The sequence below is a fragment of the Kitasatospora sp. DSM 101779 genome (assembly GCF_025655475.1).
Taxonomy (GTDB): Bacteria; Actinomycetota; Actinomycetes; order Streptomycetales; family Streptomycetaceae; genus Kitasatospora.
Window position 1 is genome coordinate 4,901,519 of the sequence record NZ_JAHTIK010000001.1, and the last position, 15,593, is coordinate 4,917,111.

Consider the following 15,593-nt stretch of genomic DNA (forward strand, 5'->3'; position numbering starts at 1 on the left):
CGGAGGTTTCGCCCGCCGGGTCCTTCGCCCTATTTTTGTCAGCTGACAGCCGTACGAGGAGGAGAGAGAACAGTGCTCAAGGGCTTCCGTGACTTCATGATGCGCGGGAACGTCGTCGACATGGCCGTGGGTGTGGTCATCGGTGCGGCGTTCACCGCCGTCGTGACCGGCTTCGTCACGGCCTTCCTCACCCCGCTGGTGGGCGTGGTGGTCGGCGCCGCGGGCGACTTCGCCAGCTACAAGTTCGCGGTCGGCGGGGTGACCTTCCCGTACGGGCAGTTCCTCAACGTCCTGATCGCCTTCGTGCTGACCGCCGCCGTGCTGTACTTCTGCGTCGTGCTGCCGGTGACCAAGGCCACCGCCCGCTACATGCCGAAGAAGCCGAAGACCCCGAAGCGCCCCTGCCCCGAATGCCTGACCGAGATCCCCGAGGCGGCCCGCCGCTGCTCGGCCTGCACCGCGGTGGTCCAGCCGGTCGTCCCGGTGCCCGCCCAGTACTGAGGGTGACCGGCCGGGCCGTTTTGGCGTCCGCTTGGAGCCTGTCGTAGACTGATGCGTCGGCTCACTCGTAGCGTGCTTCGGCACGCCCTCTTCCCAAGCAGGAATCCCCGCGAGGGCTTTTCCAGGCAGGGGTGGGGTGGACCCAGGCTCGCACGAGCGTGCCGCATGCGGTAGCCGGCCCCGGAAGGTGGATCTCGCAGTTCATGGCAAAGAAGCAAGGCGCCATTGAGATCGAGGGCACCGTGATCGAGTCTCTTCCGAACGCCATGTTCAAGGTCGAGCTGCAGAACGGTCACAAGGTCCTCGCGCACATCAGCGGCAAGATGCGTATGCACTACATTCGCATCCTCCCGGACGACCGGGTCGTGGTGGAGCTGAGCCCCTACGACCTGACGCGTGGTCGGATCGTCTACCGCTACAAGTAAACAAACCGTCAGATCTAGACCCGGAGAACCTGAAACATGAAGGTCAAGCCGAGCGTCAAGAAGATCTGCGACAAGTGCAAGGTGATCCGCCGCCACGGCCGGGTCATGGTGATCTGCGACAACCTGCGCCACAAGCAGCGCCAGGGCTGATCTCTCCAGCATTTCTCGTAGTACTTCGCGCGACGCGCACAACGTCATACGCGGGCTGCCCGATCCGCCCCCCTGAGGGACGGACTGCCACCCCCGGTCAGAGGCCGGGGCTCCCTCGCCGAGAGGCGACGGAGTAGGCGGCACGCAAGACCTCTGAAGAACCACAGGAGCCATGAATGGCACGCCTCGCCGGCGTTGATCTCCCCCGCGAGAAGCGGATCGAGATCGCCCTCACGTACGTGTACGGCATCGGCCGCACCCGCGCCCAGCAGACCCTCGCCGAGACCGGTGTGAGCCCCGACGTCCGGGTTCGCGACATCTCCGAGGAAGACCTCATCAAGCTGCGCGAGTACATCGACGCCAACTACAAGGTGGAGGGTGACCTCCGCCGTGAGGTCGCCGCCGACATCCGCCGCAAGGTCGAGATCGGCTGCTACGAGGGCCTGCGCCACCGTCGCGGCCTGCCCGTCCGCGGCCAGCGCACCCACACCAACGCGCGTACCCGCAAGGGCCCGCGTCGCGCGATTGCCGGCAAGAAGAAGCCGGGCAAGAAGTAGTCCGTCCCGTAACCGGACATCCCTCCGGCCCGCGGGTTAGCGGACCGACCACCTCATCAGGAGAACAGACTTATGCCCCCCAAGGGTCGTCAGGCTGCCGGCGCGAAGAAGATCCGCCGCAAGGAGAAGAAGAACGTCGCTCACGGGCACGCCCACATCAAGAGCACGTTCAACAACACCATCGTTTCGATCACCGACCCCTCGGGCAACGTGATCTCCTGGGCCTCTGCCGGCCACGTCGGCTTCAAGGGCTCGCGCAAGTCCACCCCGTTCGCCGCGCAGATGGCCGCCGAGGCCGCCGCGCGTCGTGCGCAGGAGCACGGCATGCGCAAGGTCGACGTCTTCGTCAAGGGTCCGGGCTCCGGCCGTGAGACCGCGATCCGCTCCCTCCAGGCCACCGGCCTCGAGGTCGGCTCGATCCAGGACGTCACCCCCACCCCGCACAACGGCTGCCGTCCGCCGAAGCGCCGCCGCGTCTGACGCAGCGCCTTCGGGCACACGGCAGGCCCCCACGGGTCCGTAGTAGTACGTGCGTCGGCCTCCCGCCTGGTGCGGGAGGCCGTACGCTTGAGTCCATCGGCATCAAATAGTGGGTGCCGAAGACAACTGGAGGAACACCTCTCATGCTGATCGCTCAGCGTCCCTCGCTGACCGAAGAGGTCGTCGACGAATTCCGCTCGCGGTTCGTGATCGAGCCGCTGGAGCCGGGCTTCGGCTACACCCTCGGCAACTCGCTCCGCCGCACCCTGCTCTCCTCGATCCCCGGCGCCGCTGTCACCAGCATCCGGATCGACGGCGTCCTGCACGAGTTCACCACCGTGCCGGGCGTCAAGGAGGACGTGACCGACCTCATCCTCAACATCAAGCAGCTGGTCGTCTCCTCGGAGCACGACGAGCCGGTCGTGATGTACCTGCGCAAGCAGGGCCCGGGTGTGGTCACCGCCGCCGACATCGCCCCGCCGGCGGGTGTCGAGGTGCACAACCCCGAGCTCGTCCTCGCCACCCTCAACGGCAAGGGCAAGCTGGAGATGGAGCTGACCGTCGAGCGCGGTCGCGGCTACGTCTCCGCCGTCCAGAACAAGGCCTCCGGCCAGGAGATCGGCCGTATCCCGGTCGACTCGATCTACAGCCCCGTGCTGAAGGTCACCTACAAGGTCGAGGCCACCCGTGTCGAGCAGCGGACCGACTTCGACAAGCTCATCGTCGACGTCGAGACCAAGCCCGCCATGCGTCCCCGCGACGCCATGGCCTCGGCCGGCAAGACCCTGGTGGAGCTGTTCGGCCTTGCCCGCGAGCTGAACATCGACGCCGAGGGCATCGACATGGGCCCGTCCCCGACGGACGCCGCCCTGGCCGCCGACCTGGCGCTGCCGATCGAGGAGCTGGAGCTCACCGTCCGCTCCTACAACTGCCTCAAGCGCGAGGGCATCCACACCGTGGGTGAGCTCGTCGCCCGCTCGGAGGCCGACCTGCTCGACATCCGCAACTTCGGTGCGAAGTCGATCGACGAGGTCAAGGCGAAGCTGGCCGGCATGGGCCTGGCCCTCAAGGACAGCCCGCCCGGGTTCGACCCGACCGCCGCCGCCGACGCCTTCGGCGCCGACGACCTGGACGACCAGGGCTACGCGGAGACCGAGCAGTACTAAGGATTTGGGCCGGGGGCGGTCCCCAGCGGACCGCCCCCGTCACCATGCAAGTCGTACGGGCACAGTGCCCGTACGCCCGCTGCGGTACCTGGTACGGCCGCAGTCGGAGATACGAGGAGTCATTCCATGCCGCGTCCCACCAAGGGTGCCCGCCTCGGCGGCGGCCCGCACCACGAGCCCCTGCTGCTCGCCGGTCTGGCCCGTGAGCTGTTCCAGTACGGCCGCATCACCACCACCGAGGCCAAGGCCCGTCGCCTGCGCCCGCTGGCGGAGAAGCTGATCACCAAGGCGAAGAAGGGCGACATCCACAACCGTCGCCTGGTGCGCAAGACCATCACCGACGTCTCGGTGCTGCACACCCTCTTCACCGAGATCGCGCCGCGCTTCGAGAACCGCCCCGGCGGTTACACCCGCATCACCAAGATCGGCACCCGTCGCGGCGACAACGCCCCGATGGCCGTGATCGAGCTGGTCGAGGGCGAGATCGCCACCAAGGCCACCGTCGCCGAGGCCGAGGCCGCCGCCAAGCGCGCGGTCAAGGAGGCCGAGGAGGCCAAGGTCGAGGAGACCAAGGCCGACGAGGCCGAGGCCGCGGAGACCACCGAGGCCTGACGCCCCCAAGGTGTCACCCGGGCCCGCCCTCCCCATCCGTGGGGAGGGCGGGCCCGAGCACTTCCCGCAGGCAGCCCTCCCAGGAGAACGAAGTGGCCAACGACTGTGCCGAGCAGCCCCCCGTCAAGGACGGCCCGGCCGAGGGCTTCCGCCGGATCCGGCTCGACCTCGCCTACCACGGCGCGGACTTCTCCGGCTGGGCCCGCCAGCGCGGCCGCCGTACCGTGCAGGAGGAGATCGAGAACGCCCTGCAGATCGTCACCCGCAGCGCCATCGGCTTCCCGCTGACCGTGGCCGGCCGCACCGACGCCGGCGTGCACGCCCGCGGCCAGGTCGCCCACGTCGACCTCCCCGAGCAGCTGTGGGCCGAACACGGCGAGAAGCTGCTGCGCCGGCTCGCCGGCCGCCTCCCCGCCGACGTCCGCGTCTACCGGGTGTCCGAGGCCCCGCACGGCTTCGACGCCCGCTTCGCGGCGATCTGGCGCCGCTACGCCTACCGGGTCGCCGACCACCCCGGTGGCGTCGACCCGCTGCTGCGCGGGCACGTCCTGTGGCACGACCGCCCGCTCGACGTCGAGAAGATGAACGAGGCCGCCCGGCTGCTGATCGGCGAGCACGACTTCGCCGCCTACTGCAAGAAGCGCGAGGGCGCCACCACCATCCGCACGCTGCTCGAACTGCACTGGGAGCGGGTGCCGATCGACACCTACGCCGCCCAGGAGGGCAGCCTCGCCGTCGCGACCGTGCGCGCCGACGCCTTCTGCCACAACATGGTCCGCTCGCTGGTCGGCGCGATGCTGCTGGTCGGCGACGGCCACCGGCCGCTCGACTTCCCCGGCCAGGTGCTGGCCGGCCGGGTCCGCAACTCCGCGGTCAACGTCGTCCGCCCGCACGGTCTCACCCTGGAGGAGGTCGGCTACCCGGCCGACGGCGAACTCGCCGAGCGCAACCGGCTCGCCCGCCGGATGCGCACCCTGCCCGGCCAGGACTGACCGGGCAGGGCGCCGGCCCGGCTCAGTTGTACTTGGCCATCCCGGTGCGTCCGCGCTCCAGCAGGGTCTCGTAGACCGAGCCGGAGATGTCGCGGGCGGCCTGGATGGCGACCTTGTCGCCGGCCGCCACCGCCGAGCCGTTGTCCGGCCCCGCGATCGTGAAGTAGGCGTACCGGCCCAGCGACGACTGGGTGGTCGCGCACTTCACGCCCGTCTTGCAGAAGTCCTTCGCCTGGTCCTTCACCAGCGGCGCGACGTTGCCCTTGGTGCCGGACTTCGCCTTGGTCGCGCGTGCGGCGCTGGCGAAGGTGGCGACGCCCACGGTGATCTGCACGTGGCTGTCGTTCACGTACGTCGCCCGGTAGACGTTGTAGCAGCCGAGCGCCGACACGGTCTGCTCCAGGCCGTTCACCGGCGAGACCTTGCAGCCCTTGTCCAGCTCCGTCCCGAGCAGCGTGTACAGGCGCCCCTGGACGGAGAGCGTGGGCGTCGGGAAGAGCGTGTTCACGGTGACCGGGGCCTTGTCCAGCCGTGCGTCGCTGAGCAGTTCCAGCGGTGTTGTCGGCGGTGCGATGCTCGCCGACGGCGAGGCGTCGGACGCGGCCGCCGACGGCGAGGCCTGGTCGGACGCCCCCGTGCCGGAGTCGCCGCCGGACATCACCACCGCGGTCGTCACGGCCGCGGCCACCGCCGCGGCCGCCAGCACGCCGCCTCCGATCAGGAACAGCCGCTTGCGCCGGCGCTGGGCCTGCTCGTTCCGGTCGGCCAGCTCCTGCCAGTCCGGCTCGGCCGGGCCGGCCGCGAACGGGTAGCCGTAGCCGCCGACGTTCTGCGGGTAGCCGTAGCCGGGCTGGCCCGGTTCCTGGGGCGGCGGGTAGCCGTAGGCGGGTTGCCGGGCCAGATGCGGCGGGAACGCGGCATCGGGTACCGCGCCCTGGGAGGGAAGCGCAGCAGGGTTCTGCGGCTGCTGCTGTCCGCCGGATTCGGGTGTGGTCTCCGAGCCATCGTTCATGTGCGCGAAGACTAGGGCATGGCCGTGCGGCGCCCGGGGCGAGGGCCCCGTTCGGGGCCGAAAAGGGTTTTGGCCCCGGCCTCGGCGTGCAGCACAATCCGACCCATGGGACACGTCGAGATTTCGCACCTTGAGTACTACCTGCCGGACGGGCGGGTGCTGTTCGCCGACGCGTCCTTCCGGGTCGGCGAGGGCGCCGCGGTCGCCCTGGTCGGTGCCAACGGCGCCGGCAAGACCACCCTGCTGCGCATGATCGCCGGTGACGTCCAGCCGCACGGCGGCAGCGTCACCGTCAGCGGCGGCCTCGGCGTGATGCGCCAGTTCGTCGGCACCACCGGCCGCGAGGACCAGCGCGAGACCCCGGGCGCCCTGCCCGCCGACGCCTCCGTCCGCGACCTGCTGGTCTCCGTCGCCCCCGAGCGGATCGCCACCGCCGCCCGCGCGGTGGACGCCGCCGAGCTCGCCATGCTCGCCCAGGACGACGAGAAGACCCAGATGCGCTACGCCCAGGCGCTCGCGGACTGGGCCGACGCCGACGGCTACGACTACGAGACGGTCTGGGACGTCTGCACCACCGCCGCCCTCGGCATGCCCTTCGACCGTGCCCAGTTCCGCGGCCTGAACACCCTCTCCGGCGGCGAGCAGAAACGGCTCGTCCTGGAGGCGCTGCTGCGCGGCCCGGAGGAGGTGCTACTGCTCGACGAGCCGGACAACTACCTCGACGTGCCCGGCAAGCGCTGGCTTGAGGAGGCGATCAAGGCCACCGGCAAGACCGTGCTCTTCATCTCGCACGACCGCGAGCTGCTCTCCCGCACCGCAGAGAAGATCATCAGCGTCGAGTCCGGCGCGGCCGGCAGCAGCGTCTGGGTGCACGGCGGCGGCTTCGACTCCTTCCACGACGCCCGCCGGGCCCGCTTCGAGCGCTTCGAGGAGCTCCGCCGCCGCTGGGACGAGGAGCACGCCAAGCTCAAGAAGCTCGTCCTCACCCTCCGCCAGGCCGCCGCGGTCAGCCACGAGATGGCCTCCCGGTACGCCGCCGCGCAGACCAGACTCAAGAAGTTCGAGGACGCCGGCCCGCCGGAGGCGCCGCCGCGCGAGCAGTCGATCACCATGCGCCTCAAGGGCGGCCGCACCGGCGTGCGCGCCTTCACCATGGAGCGCCTGGAGCTCAGCGGCCTGATGAAGCCGTTCGACCTGGAGGTCTTCTACGGCGAGCGGGTCGCGGTGCTCGGCTCGAACGGCTCCGGCAAGTCGCACTTCCTGCGGATGCTGGCCGGCGACGCCACGGTGAAGCACGACGGCAGCTGGAAGCTCGGCGCCCGCGTGGTGCCCGGCCACTTCCGCCAGACCCACGCCCACCCGGAGCTGTTCGGCCGCACGATCCGCACCATCGTGGAGGAGGAGCACGCCCTCGGCCGCGGCGCCGCGATGGCCGCGCTGCGCCGCTACGAGCTCGACCGCCAGGAGGAGCAGAAGTTCGAGTCGCTCTCCGGCGGCCAGCAGGCCCGGCTGATGATCCTCAAGCTGGAGCTGTCCGGTGCGACGGCGCTGCTGCTCGACGAGCCCACCGACAACCTGGACCTGGAGAGCGCCGAGGCGCTGCAGCAGGGCCTGGAGGCGTTCGACGGCACGGTGCTGTGCGTCACCCACGACCGCTGGTTCGCCCGCAGCTTCGACCGCTTCCTCGTGTTCGGCTCCGACGGCCGGGTGTACGAGTCGCCCGAGCCGGTCTGGGACGAGACGCGAGTGGTGCGCGACCGCTGAGGCGTTTTGACCCCCTGCGGGGCGCCCGGTAAGCTGACCACTTGTTGTGCGTATTGGCTCGCTCTATCTCACGTGAGACGTCGGTACGCCGGAGACATCAGGCTGACGATCAGCGGCCCCCCTTGAATTGCGTCCAAGGTGGGTCGGGCTGGTCTCCTCGTCCGGTGCTCCTGTCAGGACCCACTCACTGAAAAGCGAAGGCTACGACCGTGCGTACGTACAGCCCCAAGCCCGGCGACGTCCAGCGTCAGTGGCACGTCATCGACGCGACCGACGTCGTGCTCGGCCGCCTGGCCTCCCAGGCCGCCAACCTCCTGCGGGGCAAGCACAAGGCGATCTACGCGCCGCACGTTGACACTGGTGACTTCGTCATCATCATCAACGCCGACAAGGTTCACCTGTCGGGCAACAAGAAGACCCAGAAGATGGCCTACCGCCACAGCGGCTTCCCGGGCGGTCTCCGCTCGGTCCGCTACGACGACCTCCTGGACAAGAACCCGGAGAAGGCCGTCGAGAAGGCCATCAAGGGCATGATCCCGAAGAACAGCCTCGGCCGTCAGATGCTCTCGAAGCTCAAGGTCTACTCGGGCGACCAGCACCCGCACGCTGCCCAGCAGCCGGTGCCGTTCGAGATCACCCAGGTCGCGCAGTAATTCCGGCCGACAGACCCCATCACTGAGTAGCGAGAGCTGAGGAACACCGTGGCCGAGACTGCCATCGAGAACACCCTCGAGGTCGACTTCGACGAGAACGTCGAGGAGTACACCTCGGAGACCGAGTACACCACCGAGTCGCTGGCCGGCCGCTTCGGCGAGGCCACCCCCGGCGCCGGCCTCGGCCGCCGCAAGGAGGCGATCGCCCGCGTGCGCATCGTCCCGGGCACCGGCCAGTGGAAGATCAACGGTCGCACCCTGGAGAACTACTTCCCCAACAAGGTGCACCAGCAGACCGTCAACGAGCCGTTCAAGCTCCTCGAGCTCGACGGCCGCTACGACGTCGTGGCCCGCATCGCGGGTGGCGGCGTCTCCGGTCAGGCCTACGCGCTGCGCCTCGGCGTGGCCCGTGCCCTCAACGAGGCGGACGTGGACAACAACCGCGGCCCGCTCAAGAAGGCCGGCTTCCTGACCCGTGACGCCCGCGCCGTCGAGCGCAAGAAGGCCGGTCTGAAGAAGGCCCGCAAGGCGCCGCAGTACAGCAAGCGCTAATTGCACCCCGGGGGTGCGTGCCGCTCCGGTGGTGCGCACCCCCGGTGCAACCCGTACGCCCCGGAGTACCTCGTGTACTCCGGGGCGTCGTGCTCTCCCGCCCGGTGCGGACGGCGGGAGGGTGAAGAACCAACGAGCAGGGCGAAAAGGACGGGAACAGTGGGACGACTCTTCGGTACGGACGGGGTGCGCGGTGTGGCCAACGAGGGCCTGACCGCCGAACTGGCTCTCGGCCTGTCGGTCGCCGCGGCGCACGTGCTGGGCGACGCCGGTGCCTTCGAGGGGCACCGGCCGGTGGCCGTGGTCGGCCGCGACCCGCGGGCCTCCGGAGAGTTCCTGGAGGCCGCCGTCATCGCGGGCCTGGCCAGCGCCGGCGTCGACGTCCTGCGGGTCGGCGTGCTGCCCACCCCGGCCGTCGCCTATCTCACCGGCTCGCTCGGCGCCGACTTCGGCGTGATGCTCTCCGCCAGCCACAACGCGATGCCCGACAACGGCATCAAGTTCCTCGCCCGCGGCGGCCACAAGCTGGACGACGCCATCGAGGACGCCATCGAGGAGCACTACAACCGCTACGGCGTCGGCGACGAGAACTGGAAGCGCCCCACCGGCGCCGCCGTCGGCCGGGTCCGCAAGTACACCGAGGGCTTCGACAAGTACGTCGCCCACCTGATCGCAGTGCTGCCCAACCGCCTGGACGGGGTCAAGGTCGTCATCGACGGCGCCCACGGCGCGGCCGCCCGGGTCGCCCCCGAGGCCTTCGCCCGGGCCGGCGCCGAGGTCGTCTACACCCTGGGCGCCGAGCCCGACGGCCTCAACATCAACGACGGTGTCGGTTCCACCCACCTCGACAAGCTCCGTGCCGCGATGAAGGAGCACCGCGCGGACCTCGGCATCGCCCTCGACGGCGACGCCGACCGCTGCCTGGCCGCCGACGCCGACGGCAACGAGGTCGACGGCGACCAGATCATCGCCATCCTGGCCGTCGCCATGAAGGAGGCGGGCACGCTGCGCGGCAACACCGCGGTCGCCACGGTGATGTCCAACCTGGGCTTCAAGCTGGCCATGGAGCGCGAGGGCATCGACCTGGTGGCGACCGCGGTCGGCGACCGCTACGTGCTGGAGGCGATGAAGGAGCACGGCTTCGCGCTCGGCGGCGAGCAGTCCGGCCACGTCATCCTGCTCGACCACGCCACCACCGGCGACGGCACCCTCACCGGCCTGATGCTGGGCGCGCGGCTGGCCGCCACCAAGCAGCCGCTGGCCGACCTCGCCGCCGTGATGACCCGCCTGCCGCAGGTCCTGATCAACGTCAAGGGCGTCGACAAGGGCCGGGTCGACACCTGCGCCGAGCTGACCGCCGCCGTCGCCGCGGCCGAGGCCGAGCTGGGCAGCACCGGCCGGGTGCTGCTGCGGCCGTCCGGCACCGAGCCGCTGGTCCGCGTCATGGTGGAGGCCGCGGACGAGGCGCAGGCGAAGGCCGTCGCCGAGCGCCTCGCCGACGTGGTGAAGACCCAGCTGGGCTGACACGGCCCACCGAAACGCCGAGGGGCGCGCGGGACCGGAAACCGGTCCCGCGCGCCCCTCGTGGTTCCCCGTCAGGAGCGGCGCTCCGTCAGGGTGCCGTCAGAGCTTGCGGAGCAGGGCGCGGCGGACCTTGTGGTCCTGGCCCTTCTGCAGGACCAGGGTGGCCCGGCCGCGGGTGGGCAGCACGTTCTCCAGCAGGTTGGGCTTGTTGATGGTGCGCCAGACCTGGCGGCCGTAGTCCATCGCCTCCTCCTCCGGGACTTCGGTGAAGCGCCGGAAGTAGGAGTTAGGGTCCTGGAAGGCCGTGTCGCGGAGCTTGCGGAACCGGTCCAGGTACCAGCGCTCGATGTCGTCGGTGCGTGCGTCGACGTAGATCGAGAAGTCGAAGTAGTCGGCGACGGCCAGCCGGGTCCGGCCGTCCGTGCCGGGGAGGGCGGGCTGAAGGACGTTCAGGCCCTCGACGATGAGGATGTCCGGACGTTCCACCGTCAGCCGTTCGTCCGGCACGATGTCGTACACCAGGTGCGAGTAGACCGGGGCGGTGACCCGCTCCTTGCCGGCCTTCACGTCGGCGACGAACCGCATCAGCGCCCGCCGGTCGTACGACTCGGGGAAGCCCTTGCGGGCCATCAGGCCGCGCCGGCGCAGCTCCGCGTTGGGCAGCAGGAAGCCGTCGGTGGTGACCAGCTCGACCCGCGGGTGCTCGGGCCAGCGGGCCAGCAGCGCCTGGAGCAGTCGGGCGGTCGTCGACTTGCCGACCGCGACCGAGCCGGCCACGCCGATGATGAACGGGGTCCGGGTGCGCTCGGTGTCCGGGGTGTCCAGGAAGGTGCCCAGGGCGCCGCGCAGCTCGTGCGTCGCGTGGATGTAGAGGTTCAGCAACCGGGACAGCGGCAGGTAGACGTCCCTGACCTCGTCCAGGTCCAGTGCGGTGCCCAGGCCGCGCAGTCGCTCGACCTCGTCGGCGGTCAGGGGCAGCGGGGTGCGCTCGCGCAGCGCGCTCCACTCGGCCCGGTCCAGATCCACGTACGGGGAGGGGGTGGGCGCCTGGGCGGCGCCCCTCGTACAGAGTTCGGTCAGCACAACACCATTGTGGTCCGTCCGGGCGCGGCGGGATGCTGTGGCATCGGTCACGCGCGGTGTCCGCAAGGCGTGACCGGGGTGAGTGATGAGCGTGACCTGGGTGAACGAAACGCCGCATATGCTGGCACGCATGTGCGGAATCGTTGGATATGTGGGGTCCCAGTCGGCCCTCGACGTAGTGATCGCAGGCCTGCAGCGGCTGGAGTACCGGGGGTACGACTCCGCCGGTGTGGCCGTGCAGACCCAGGGGCTCGACGGGCAGTGGAGCCTCGCCACCGACAAGCGGGCCGGCAAGCTCGCCAACCTCCAGAAGTCCCTTGCCGAGACCCCCCTGCCGGCGGGCAGCACCGGCATCGGCCACACCCGCTGGGCCACCCACGGCGGCCCCACGGACGCCAATGCCCACCCCCACCTCGACGACGACGGCAAGGTCGCCGTCGTCCACAACGGCATCATCGAGAACTTCGCCACCCTGCGGGCCGAGATCGCCGAGCGCGGCCACACCCTGCGCTCCGAGACCGACACCGAGGTCGTCGCCCACCTGCTCGGCGAGGCCTACCAGGGCGACCTCGCCGAGGCCATGCGGACGGTCTGCCGGCAGCTGGACGGCGCCTTCACCCTCGTCGCCGTGCACGCCGACGCCCCGGACGTGGTGGTCGGCGCCCGCCGCAACTCCCCGCTCGTGGTCGGCCGCGGCGAGGGCGAGAACTTCCTCGCCTCCGACGTCGCCGCCTTCATCGCGCACACCCGCGAGGCGATCGAGCTCGGCCAGGACCAGGTGGTCGAGCTGCGCCGCGAGGGCGTCACGGTGACCGACTTCCACGGCAACCCGGCCGAGGTCCGCGAGTACCACGTGGACTGGGACGCCTCCGCCGCCGAGAAGGGCGGCTACGACTACTTCATGCTCAAGGAGATCGCCGAGCAGCCGAAGGCCGTCGCCGACACCCTTCTCGGCCGGATCGGCACCGACGGCCGGCTCACCCTCGACGAGCTGCGCATCCCCGACCAGGTGCTGCGCGAGGTCGACAAGGTCGTCATCGTGGCCTGCGGCACCGCCTTCCACGCCGGCATGATCGCCAAGTACGCGATCGAGCACTGGACCCGCATCCCCTGCGAGGTCGAGGTCGCCTCGGAGTTCCGCTACCGCGACCCGATCCTGGACGACCGCACCCTGGTCATCGCCATCTCGCAGTCCGGCGAGACCATGGACACCCTGATGGCGCTGCGCCACGCCCGCGAGCAGGGCGCCAAGGTGCTGGCGATCTGCAACACCAACGGCTCGACCATCCCGCGCGAGTCCGACGCGGTGCTGTACACGCACGCCGGCCCGGAGGTCGCGGTCGCCTCGACCAAGGCGTTCCTGACCCAGCTGGTCGCCTGCTACCTGGTCGCGCTGTACCTGGGCCAGGTCCGCGGCACCAAGTGGGGCGACGAGATCTTCACCATCATCCGCGAGCTCGGCGACGCGCCGAAGCAGGTGGAGCAGGTGCTGGAGACCATGGAGCCCGTCCGCGAGCTGGCCCGTTCGCTGGCCGACGCCCGCTCGGTGCTCTTCCTCGGCCGCCACGTGGGCTTCCCGGTCGCCCTGGAGGGCGCGCTGAAGCTCAAGGAGCTGGCGTACATGCACGCCGAGGGCTTCGCCGCCGGTGAGCTCAAGCACGGCCCGATCGCCCTGATCGAGGAGGGCCTGCCGGTCGTGGTGGTCGTCCCGTCGCCGCGCGGCCGGTCGATCCTGCACGACAAGATCGTCTCCAACATCCAGGAGATCCGCGCCCGTGGCGCCCGCACCATCGTCATCGCCGAGGAGGGCGACGAGGCCGTCGTCCCGTACGCGGACCACCTGATCCGCATCCCGGCGACCCCGACGCTGCTGCAGCCGCTGGTCTCCACCGTCCCGCTGCAGGTCTTCGCCTGCGAGCTGGCCACCGCCAAGGGCCACGAGGTCGACCAGCCGCGCAACCTGGCGAAGTCGGTCACCGTCGAGTAGCCGAGCCCGCTCCGCCCGGAGCCCCTGCGGTGGCGTGCGCTACCGCAGGGGCTCCGTGTCGAGGGCGAACGAGAACGGTGAGGGCAGGTCGAGGGGCTTGCCGAAGGCCGCCTGGGTGTGGACGGTGTGGTCCCCGTCCGCCGGGTCGGTGAACAGCGTGGCCCGGCCCTCGTCACTGTCGATCAGCAGGTAGCAGGGGATGCCCGCGGCGGCGTAGCCGAGGCGTTTGGCCTCGCGGTCCCTCCGGGGGTGGGTCGAGGTGACCTCCAGGACAAGCGCCACACCCGCGGGTTCCGTCCACGGGCCCTGGTCGCGGAACGTGCCGACCGGCGCCACGGCGGCGTCCGGAACGAATCTGCCGTGGGGCGTGATCAGCCCGCGTCCGCCGCTGACGTACAGCTCCTCCGCGGCGTGCCGGGCGACAGCCCGGGCGAATCGCGCGACGGCGTCCTCGTGGTCCCCGTCCGGTGGCGGTGTCAGGACGATCTCCCCCTCGATGAGCTCGGCCTTGAAGCCCGGCGGAGTCTCCAGCTCCAGGAACGCCCGGAGCAGGTCGTCCGCAGGCAGCGGGTGCTCGACAGCCGGCATGGCAACCATGGCCCTTCTCCCTCCTGCCGATCGGCGCAGGGGCACACGGTAGGCGTACGGATCGGTACCGGAGGGGGCTCGCAGCGGTTCTCACTCGCAGGTGTGCCGTACAGTCCCCGGCAGCGGCCGGTGTCGGAGAAGGAGTCCACGGGTGATCATCGGGGTCGGGATCGACGTCGCGGAGATCGCGCGGTTCGGGGAGTCGCTGGAGCGCACCCCGCACCTCGCGGACCGGCTCTTCACCGCGGCCGAGCTGACGCTGCCGTCCGGGGCGCGCCGGGGCACCGCCTCGCTCGCCGCCCGGTTCGCCGCCAAGGAGGCGCTGGCCAAGGCGCTGGGCGCGCCGCCCGGGCTGCGGTGGACGGACGCCGAGGTGCACACCGAGGACTCCGGCCGGCCGGTGCTCAAGGTCACCGGCACGGTCGCCGAGCGGGCCGCCGCCCTCGGTGTCCGGTCGTGGCACGTGTCGCTGAGCCACGACGCGGGCGTAGCGTCGGCGGTAGTGATCGCCGAGGGCTAGCGCGACCGGCCCGGGGGCGACACGCCCCAACGCCACGGGAGGCCGCCGATGCGCCGCGCACACACCGTCGAACAGGTCCGGGCCGCCGAGGCCGACCTGATGGCCCGGCTGCCGGAGGGCACGCTGATGCAGCGCGCCGCCGCCGGCCTCGCCGCGACCTGCGCGCGGCTGCTGCCGCGGGTGTACGGCAGCCGGGTGCTGGTGCTGACGGGCAGCGGGGACAACGGTGGTGACGCCCTGTACGCCGGGGCCCGGCTGGCCCGCCGCGGCGCCTGGGTGTCCGCGGTGCTGCTCGCGCCGGAGAAGGCGCACGCCGGCGGCCTCGCCGCGCTGCTCGCGGCCGGCGGCCGGGTGACGGCGGATCAGGGCGAGTTCGAGCGGGCCGACCTGGTGCTGGACGGCATCGTCGGGATCGGCGGGCGCGGCGGGCTGCGGCCGGAGGCACAGCCGTACGCGGCGCTGCCCCGGCGCGGCCGGGTCGTCGCGGTGGACGTGCCGAGCGGTGTCGACCCGGACACCGGCGAGGTGCCGGGAGCGGCCCTGCGGGCGGACGTGACGGTCTGCTTCGGCACCTACAAGCCCGGACTGCTGATCGACCCCGGTGCGTCGTACGCGGGGGTGCTCCAGCTGGTCGGGATCGGCCTGGAGCTGCCGCCGGCGCCGGTCGAGGTGCTGCAGCACGCGGACGCGGCGGCGCTGCTGCCGCTGCCCGGCACCGAGAGCGACAAGTACCGGCGCGGTGTGGTCGGCGTCGCCGCGGGCTCGGCGCGCTACCCGGGCGCGGCGGTGCTGGCCGTGGCCGGGGCGCTGCACGGCGGGGCGGGCGCCGTCCGCTACGCGGGGACGGCCGCGGCCGAGGTGGTGCGGCGCTTCCCGGAGGCGCTGGTGACCGCGGGCGGGCCCGCGGAGGCCGGCCGGGTGCAGGCCTGGGTGGTCGGACCCGGCTCCGGCGAGGGCGTGCGGGACCTGCTGCCCGAGGTGCTGGCGGCCGACGTGCCGGTGCTGGTCGACGCGGACGCGCTGACCG

General features: G+C 71.2%; 18 protein-coding genes. 15 read left to right on the plus strand and 3 right to left on the minus strand.

The genetic code is table 11. From position 1 onward, the window contains the following. The first annotated feature begins 72 nt into the window (after nt 1–72). The 8 genes from mscL (at nt 73) to truA (ending at nt 4,883) form a co-directional block, all read left to right on the plus strand. On the plus strand, nt 73–501 hold the full coding sequence (gene mscL, locus KSNIM_RS22405; protein ID WP_263104958.1) for a large conductance mechanosensitive channel protein MscL: 429 nt from the start codon (nt 73–75) through the stop codon (nt 499–501). 203 nt (nt 502–704) lie between these two features. Then, nucleotides 705–926 carry a translation initiation factor IF-1 gene (gene infA / locus KSNIM_RS22410; RefSeq protein WP_003956442.1) on the plus strand — a complete coding sequence of 74 codons (222 nt, stop codon included), beginning with the start codon at nt 705–707 and terminating at the stop codon, nt 924–926. A gap of 36 nt (nt 927–962) precedes the next feature. After that, a complete protein-coding gene (gene rpmJ, locus KSNIM_RS22415) occupies nt 963–1,076 on the plus strand; it encodes a 50S ribosomal protein L36 (RefSeq protein WP_003956441.1) in 114 nt (37 codons plus the stop codon). A gap of 176 nt (nt 1,077–1,252) precedes the next feature. Beyond that, nucleotides 1,253–1,633 carry a 30S ribosomal protein S13 gene (rpsM, locus tag KSNIM_RS22420; RefSeq protein ID WP_030263448.1) on the plus strand — a complete coding sequence of 127 codons (381 nt, stop codon included), beginning with the start codon at nt 1,253–1,255 and terminating at the stop codon, nt 1,631–1,633. 72 nt (nt 1,634–1,705) lie between these two features. Next, nucleotides 1,706–2,113 (plus strand): 30S ribosomal protein S11, encoded by a 408-nt coding sequence (rpsK, locus tag KSNIM_RS22425; RefSeq protein ID WP_014136257.1) that lies wholly within the window; start codon nt 1,706–1,708, stop codon nt 2,111–2,113. Nucleotides 2,114–2,256: 143 nt separating this feature from the next. Then, a complete protein-coding gene (locus KSNIM_RS22430; protein ID WP_030263446.1) occupies nt 2,257–3,279 on the plus strand; it encodes a DNA-directed RNA polymerase subunit alpha in 1,023 nt (340 codons plus the stop codon). A 126-nt stretch (nt 3,280–3,405) separates the two neighbouring features. Continuing rightward, nucleotides 3,406–3,891: a 50S ribosomal protein L17 gene (gene rplQ / locus KSNIM_RS22435; protein WP_263104959.1), complete on the plus strand. Its 486-nt coding sequence runs from the start codon at nt 3,406–3,408 to the stop codon at nt 3,889–3,891. 92 nt (nt 3,892–3,983) lie between these two features. Next, on the plus strand, nt 3,984–4,883 hold the full coding sequence (gene truA, locus KSNIM_RS22440) for a tRNA pseudouridine(38-40) synthase TruA (protein WP_263104960.1): 900 nt from the start codon (nt 3,984–3,986) through the stop codon (nt 4,881–4,883). A 22-nt stretch (nt 4,884–4,905) separates the two neighbouring features. Here the strand turns inward: truA and KSNIM_RS22445 are convergent, their stop codons facing one another. After that, nucleotides 4,906–5,895 carry a hypothetical protein gene (locus KSNIM_RS22445; RefSeq protein ID WP_263104961.1) on the minus strand — a complete coding sequence of 330 codons (990 nt, stop codon included), beginning with the start codon at nt 5,893–5,895 and terminating at the stop codon, nt 4,906–4,908. Nucleotides 5,896–6,000: 105 nt separating this feature from the next. Between KSNIM_RS22445 and KSNIM_RS22450 the strand changes: the two genes are divergently transcribed. The 4 genes from KSNIM_RS22450 to glmM all read left to right on the plus strand — a co-directional run bounded on the left by KSNIM_RS22450 (nt 6,001) and on the right by glmM (nt 10,388). Beyond that, nucleotides 6,001–7,659, plus strand: coding sequence for an ABC-F family ATP-binding cassette domain-containing protein (locus KSNIM_RS22450; RefSeq protein ID WP_263104962.1), 1,659 nt, complete (start codon nt 6,001–6,003; stop codon nt 7,657–7,659). Between the two features lie 209 nt (nt 7,660–7,868). Further along, nucleotides 7,869–8,312, plus strand: a complete 444-nt coding sequence (rplM, locus tag KSNIM_RS22455; RefSeq protein ID WP_030263432.1) for a 50S ribosomal protein L13 — start codon at nt 7,869–7,871, stop codon at nt 8,310–8,312. Nucleotides 8,313–8,360: 48 nt separating this feature from the next. Continuing rightward, the gene (rpsI, locus tag KSNIM_RS22460) at nt 8,361–8,864 is read left to right on the plus strand and encodes a 30S ribosomal protein S9 (protein WP_263104963.1); all 504 of its coding nucleotides are present in this window, start codon (nt 8,361–8,363) and stop codon (nt 8,862–8,864) included. A 159-nt stretch (nt 8,865–9,023) separates the two neighbouring features. Further along, a complete protein-coding gene (gene glmM, locus KSNIM_RS22465; RefSeq protein ID WP_263104964.1) occupies nt 9,024–10,388 on the plus strand; it encodes a phosphoglucosamine mutase in 1,365 nt (454 codons plus the stop codon). Nucleotides 10,389–10,487: 99 nt separating this feature from the next. On the opposite strand, the gene coaA is transcribed toward glmM, so the two are convergent. After that, the gene (gene coaA, locus KSNIM_RS22470; RefSeq protein WP_263104965.1) at nt 10,488–11,471 is read right to left on the minus strand and encodes a type I pantothenate kinase; all 984 of its coding nucleotides are present in this window, start codon (nt 11,469–11,471) and stop codon (nt 10,488–10,490) included. Between the two features lie 130 nt (nt 11,472–11,601). Here coaA and glmS point away from each other — a divergent pair, with 130 nt between their 5' ends. Then, nucleotides 11,602–13,458 (plus strand): glutamine--fructose-6-phosphate transaminase (isomerizing), encoded by a 1,857-nt coding sequence (gene glmS / locus KSNIM_RS22475; RefSeq protein WP_263104966.1) that lies wholly within the window; start codon nt 11,602–11,604, stop codon nt 13,456–13,458. 39 nt (nt 13,459–13,497) lie between these two features. Here the strand turns inward: glmS and KSNIM_RS22480 are convergent, their stop codons facing one another. Next, nucleotides 13,498–14,046 carry a Uma2 family endonuclease gene (locus KSNIM_RS22480; RefSeq protein ID WP_263108063.1) on the minus strand — a complete coding sequence of 183 codons (549 nt, stop codon included), beginning with the start codon at nt 14,044–14,046 and terminating at the stop codon, nt 13,498–13,500. A gap of 151 nt (nt 14,047–14,197) precedes the next feature. Here KSNIM_RS22480 and KSNIM_RS22485 point away from each other — a divergent pair, with 151 nt between their 5' ends. Together KSNIM_RS22485 and KSNIM_RS22490 are read left to right on the plus strand one after the other, a co-directional pair. Further along, entirely contained in the window at nt 14,198–14,566 is a 369-nt protein-coding gene (locus tag KSNIM_RS22485) for a holo-ACP synthase (protein ID WP_263104967.1), read from the plus strand. Nucleotides 14,567–14,614: 48 nt separating this feature from the next. After that, on the plus strand, nt 14,615–15,593 hold a 979-nt coding region (locus tag KSNIM_RS22490), incomplete at its 3' end, for an NAD(P)H-hydrate epimerase (protein ID WP_263104968.1).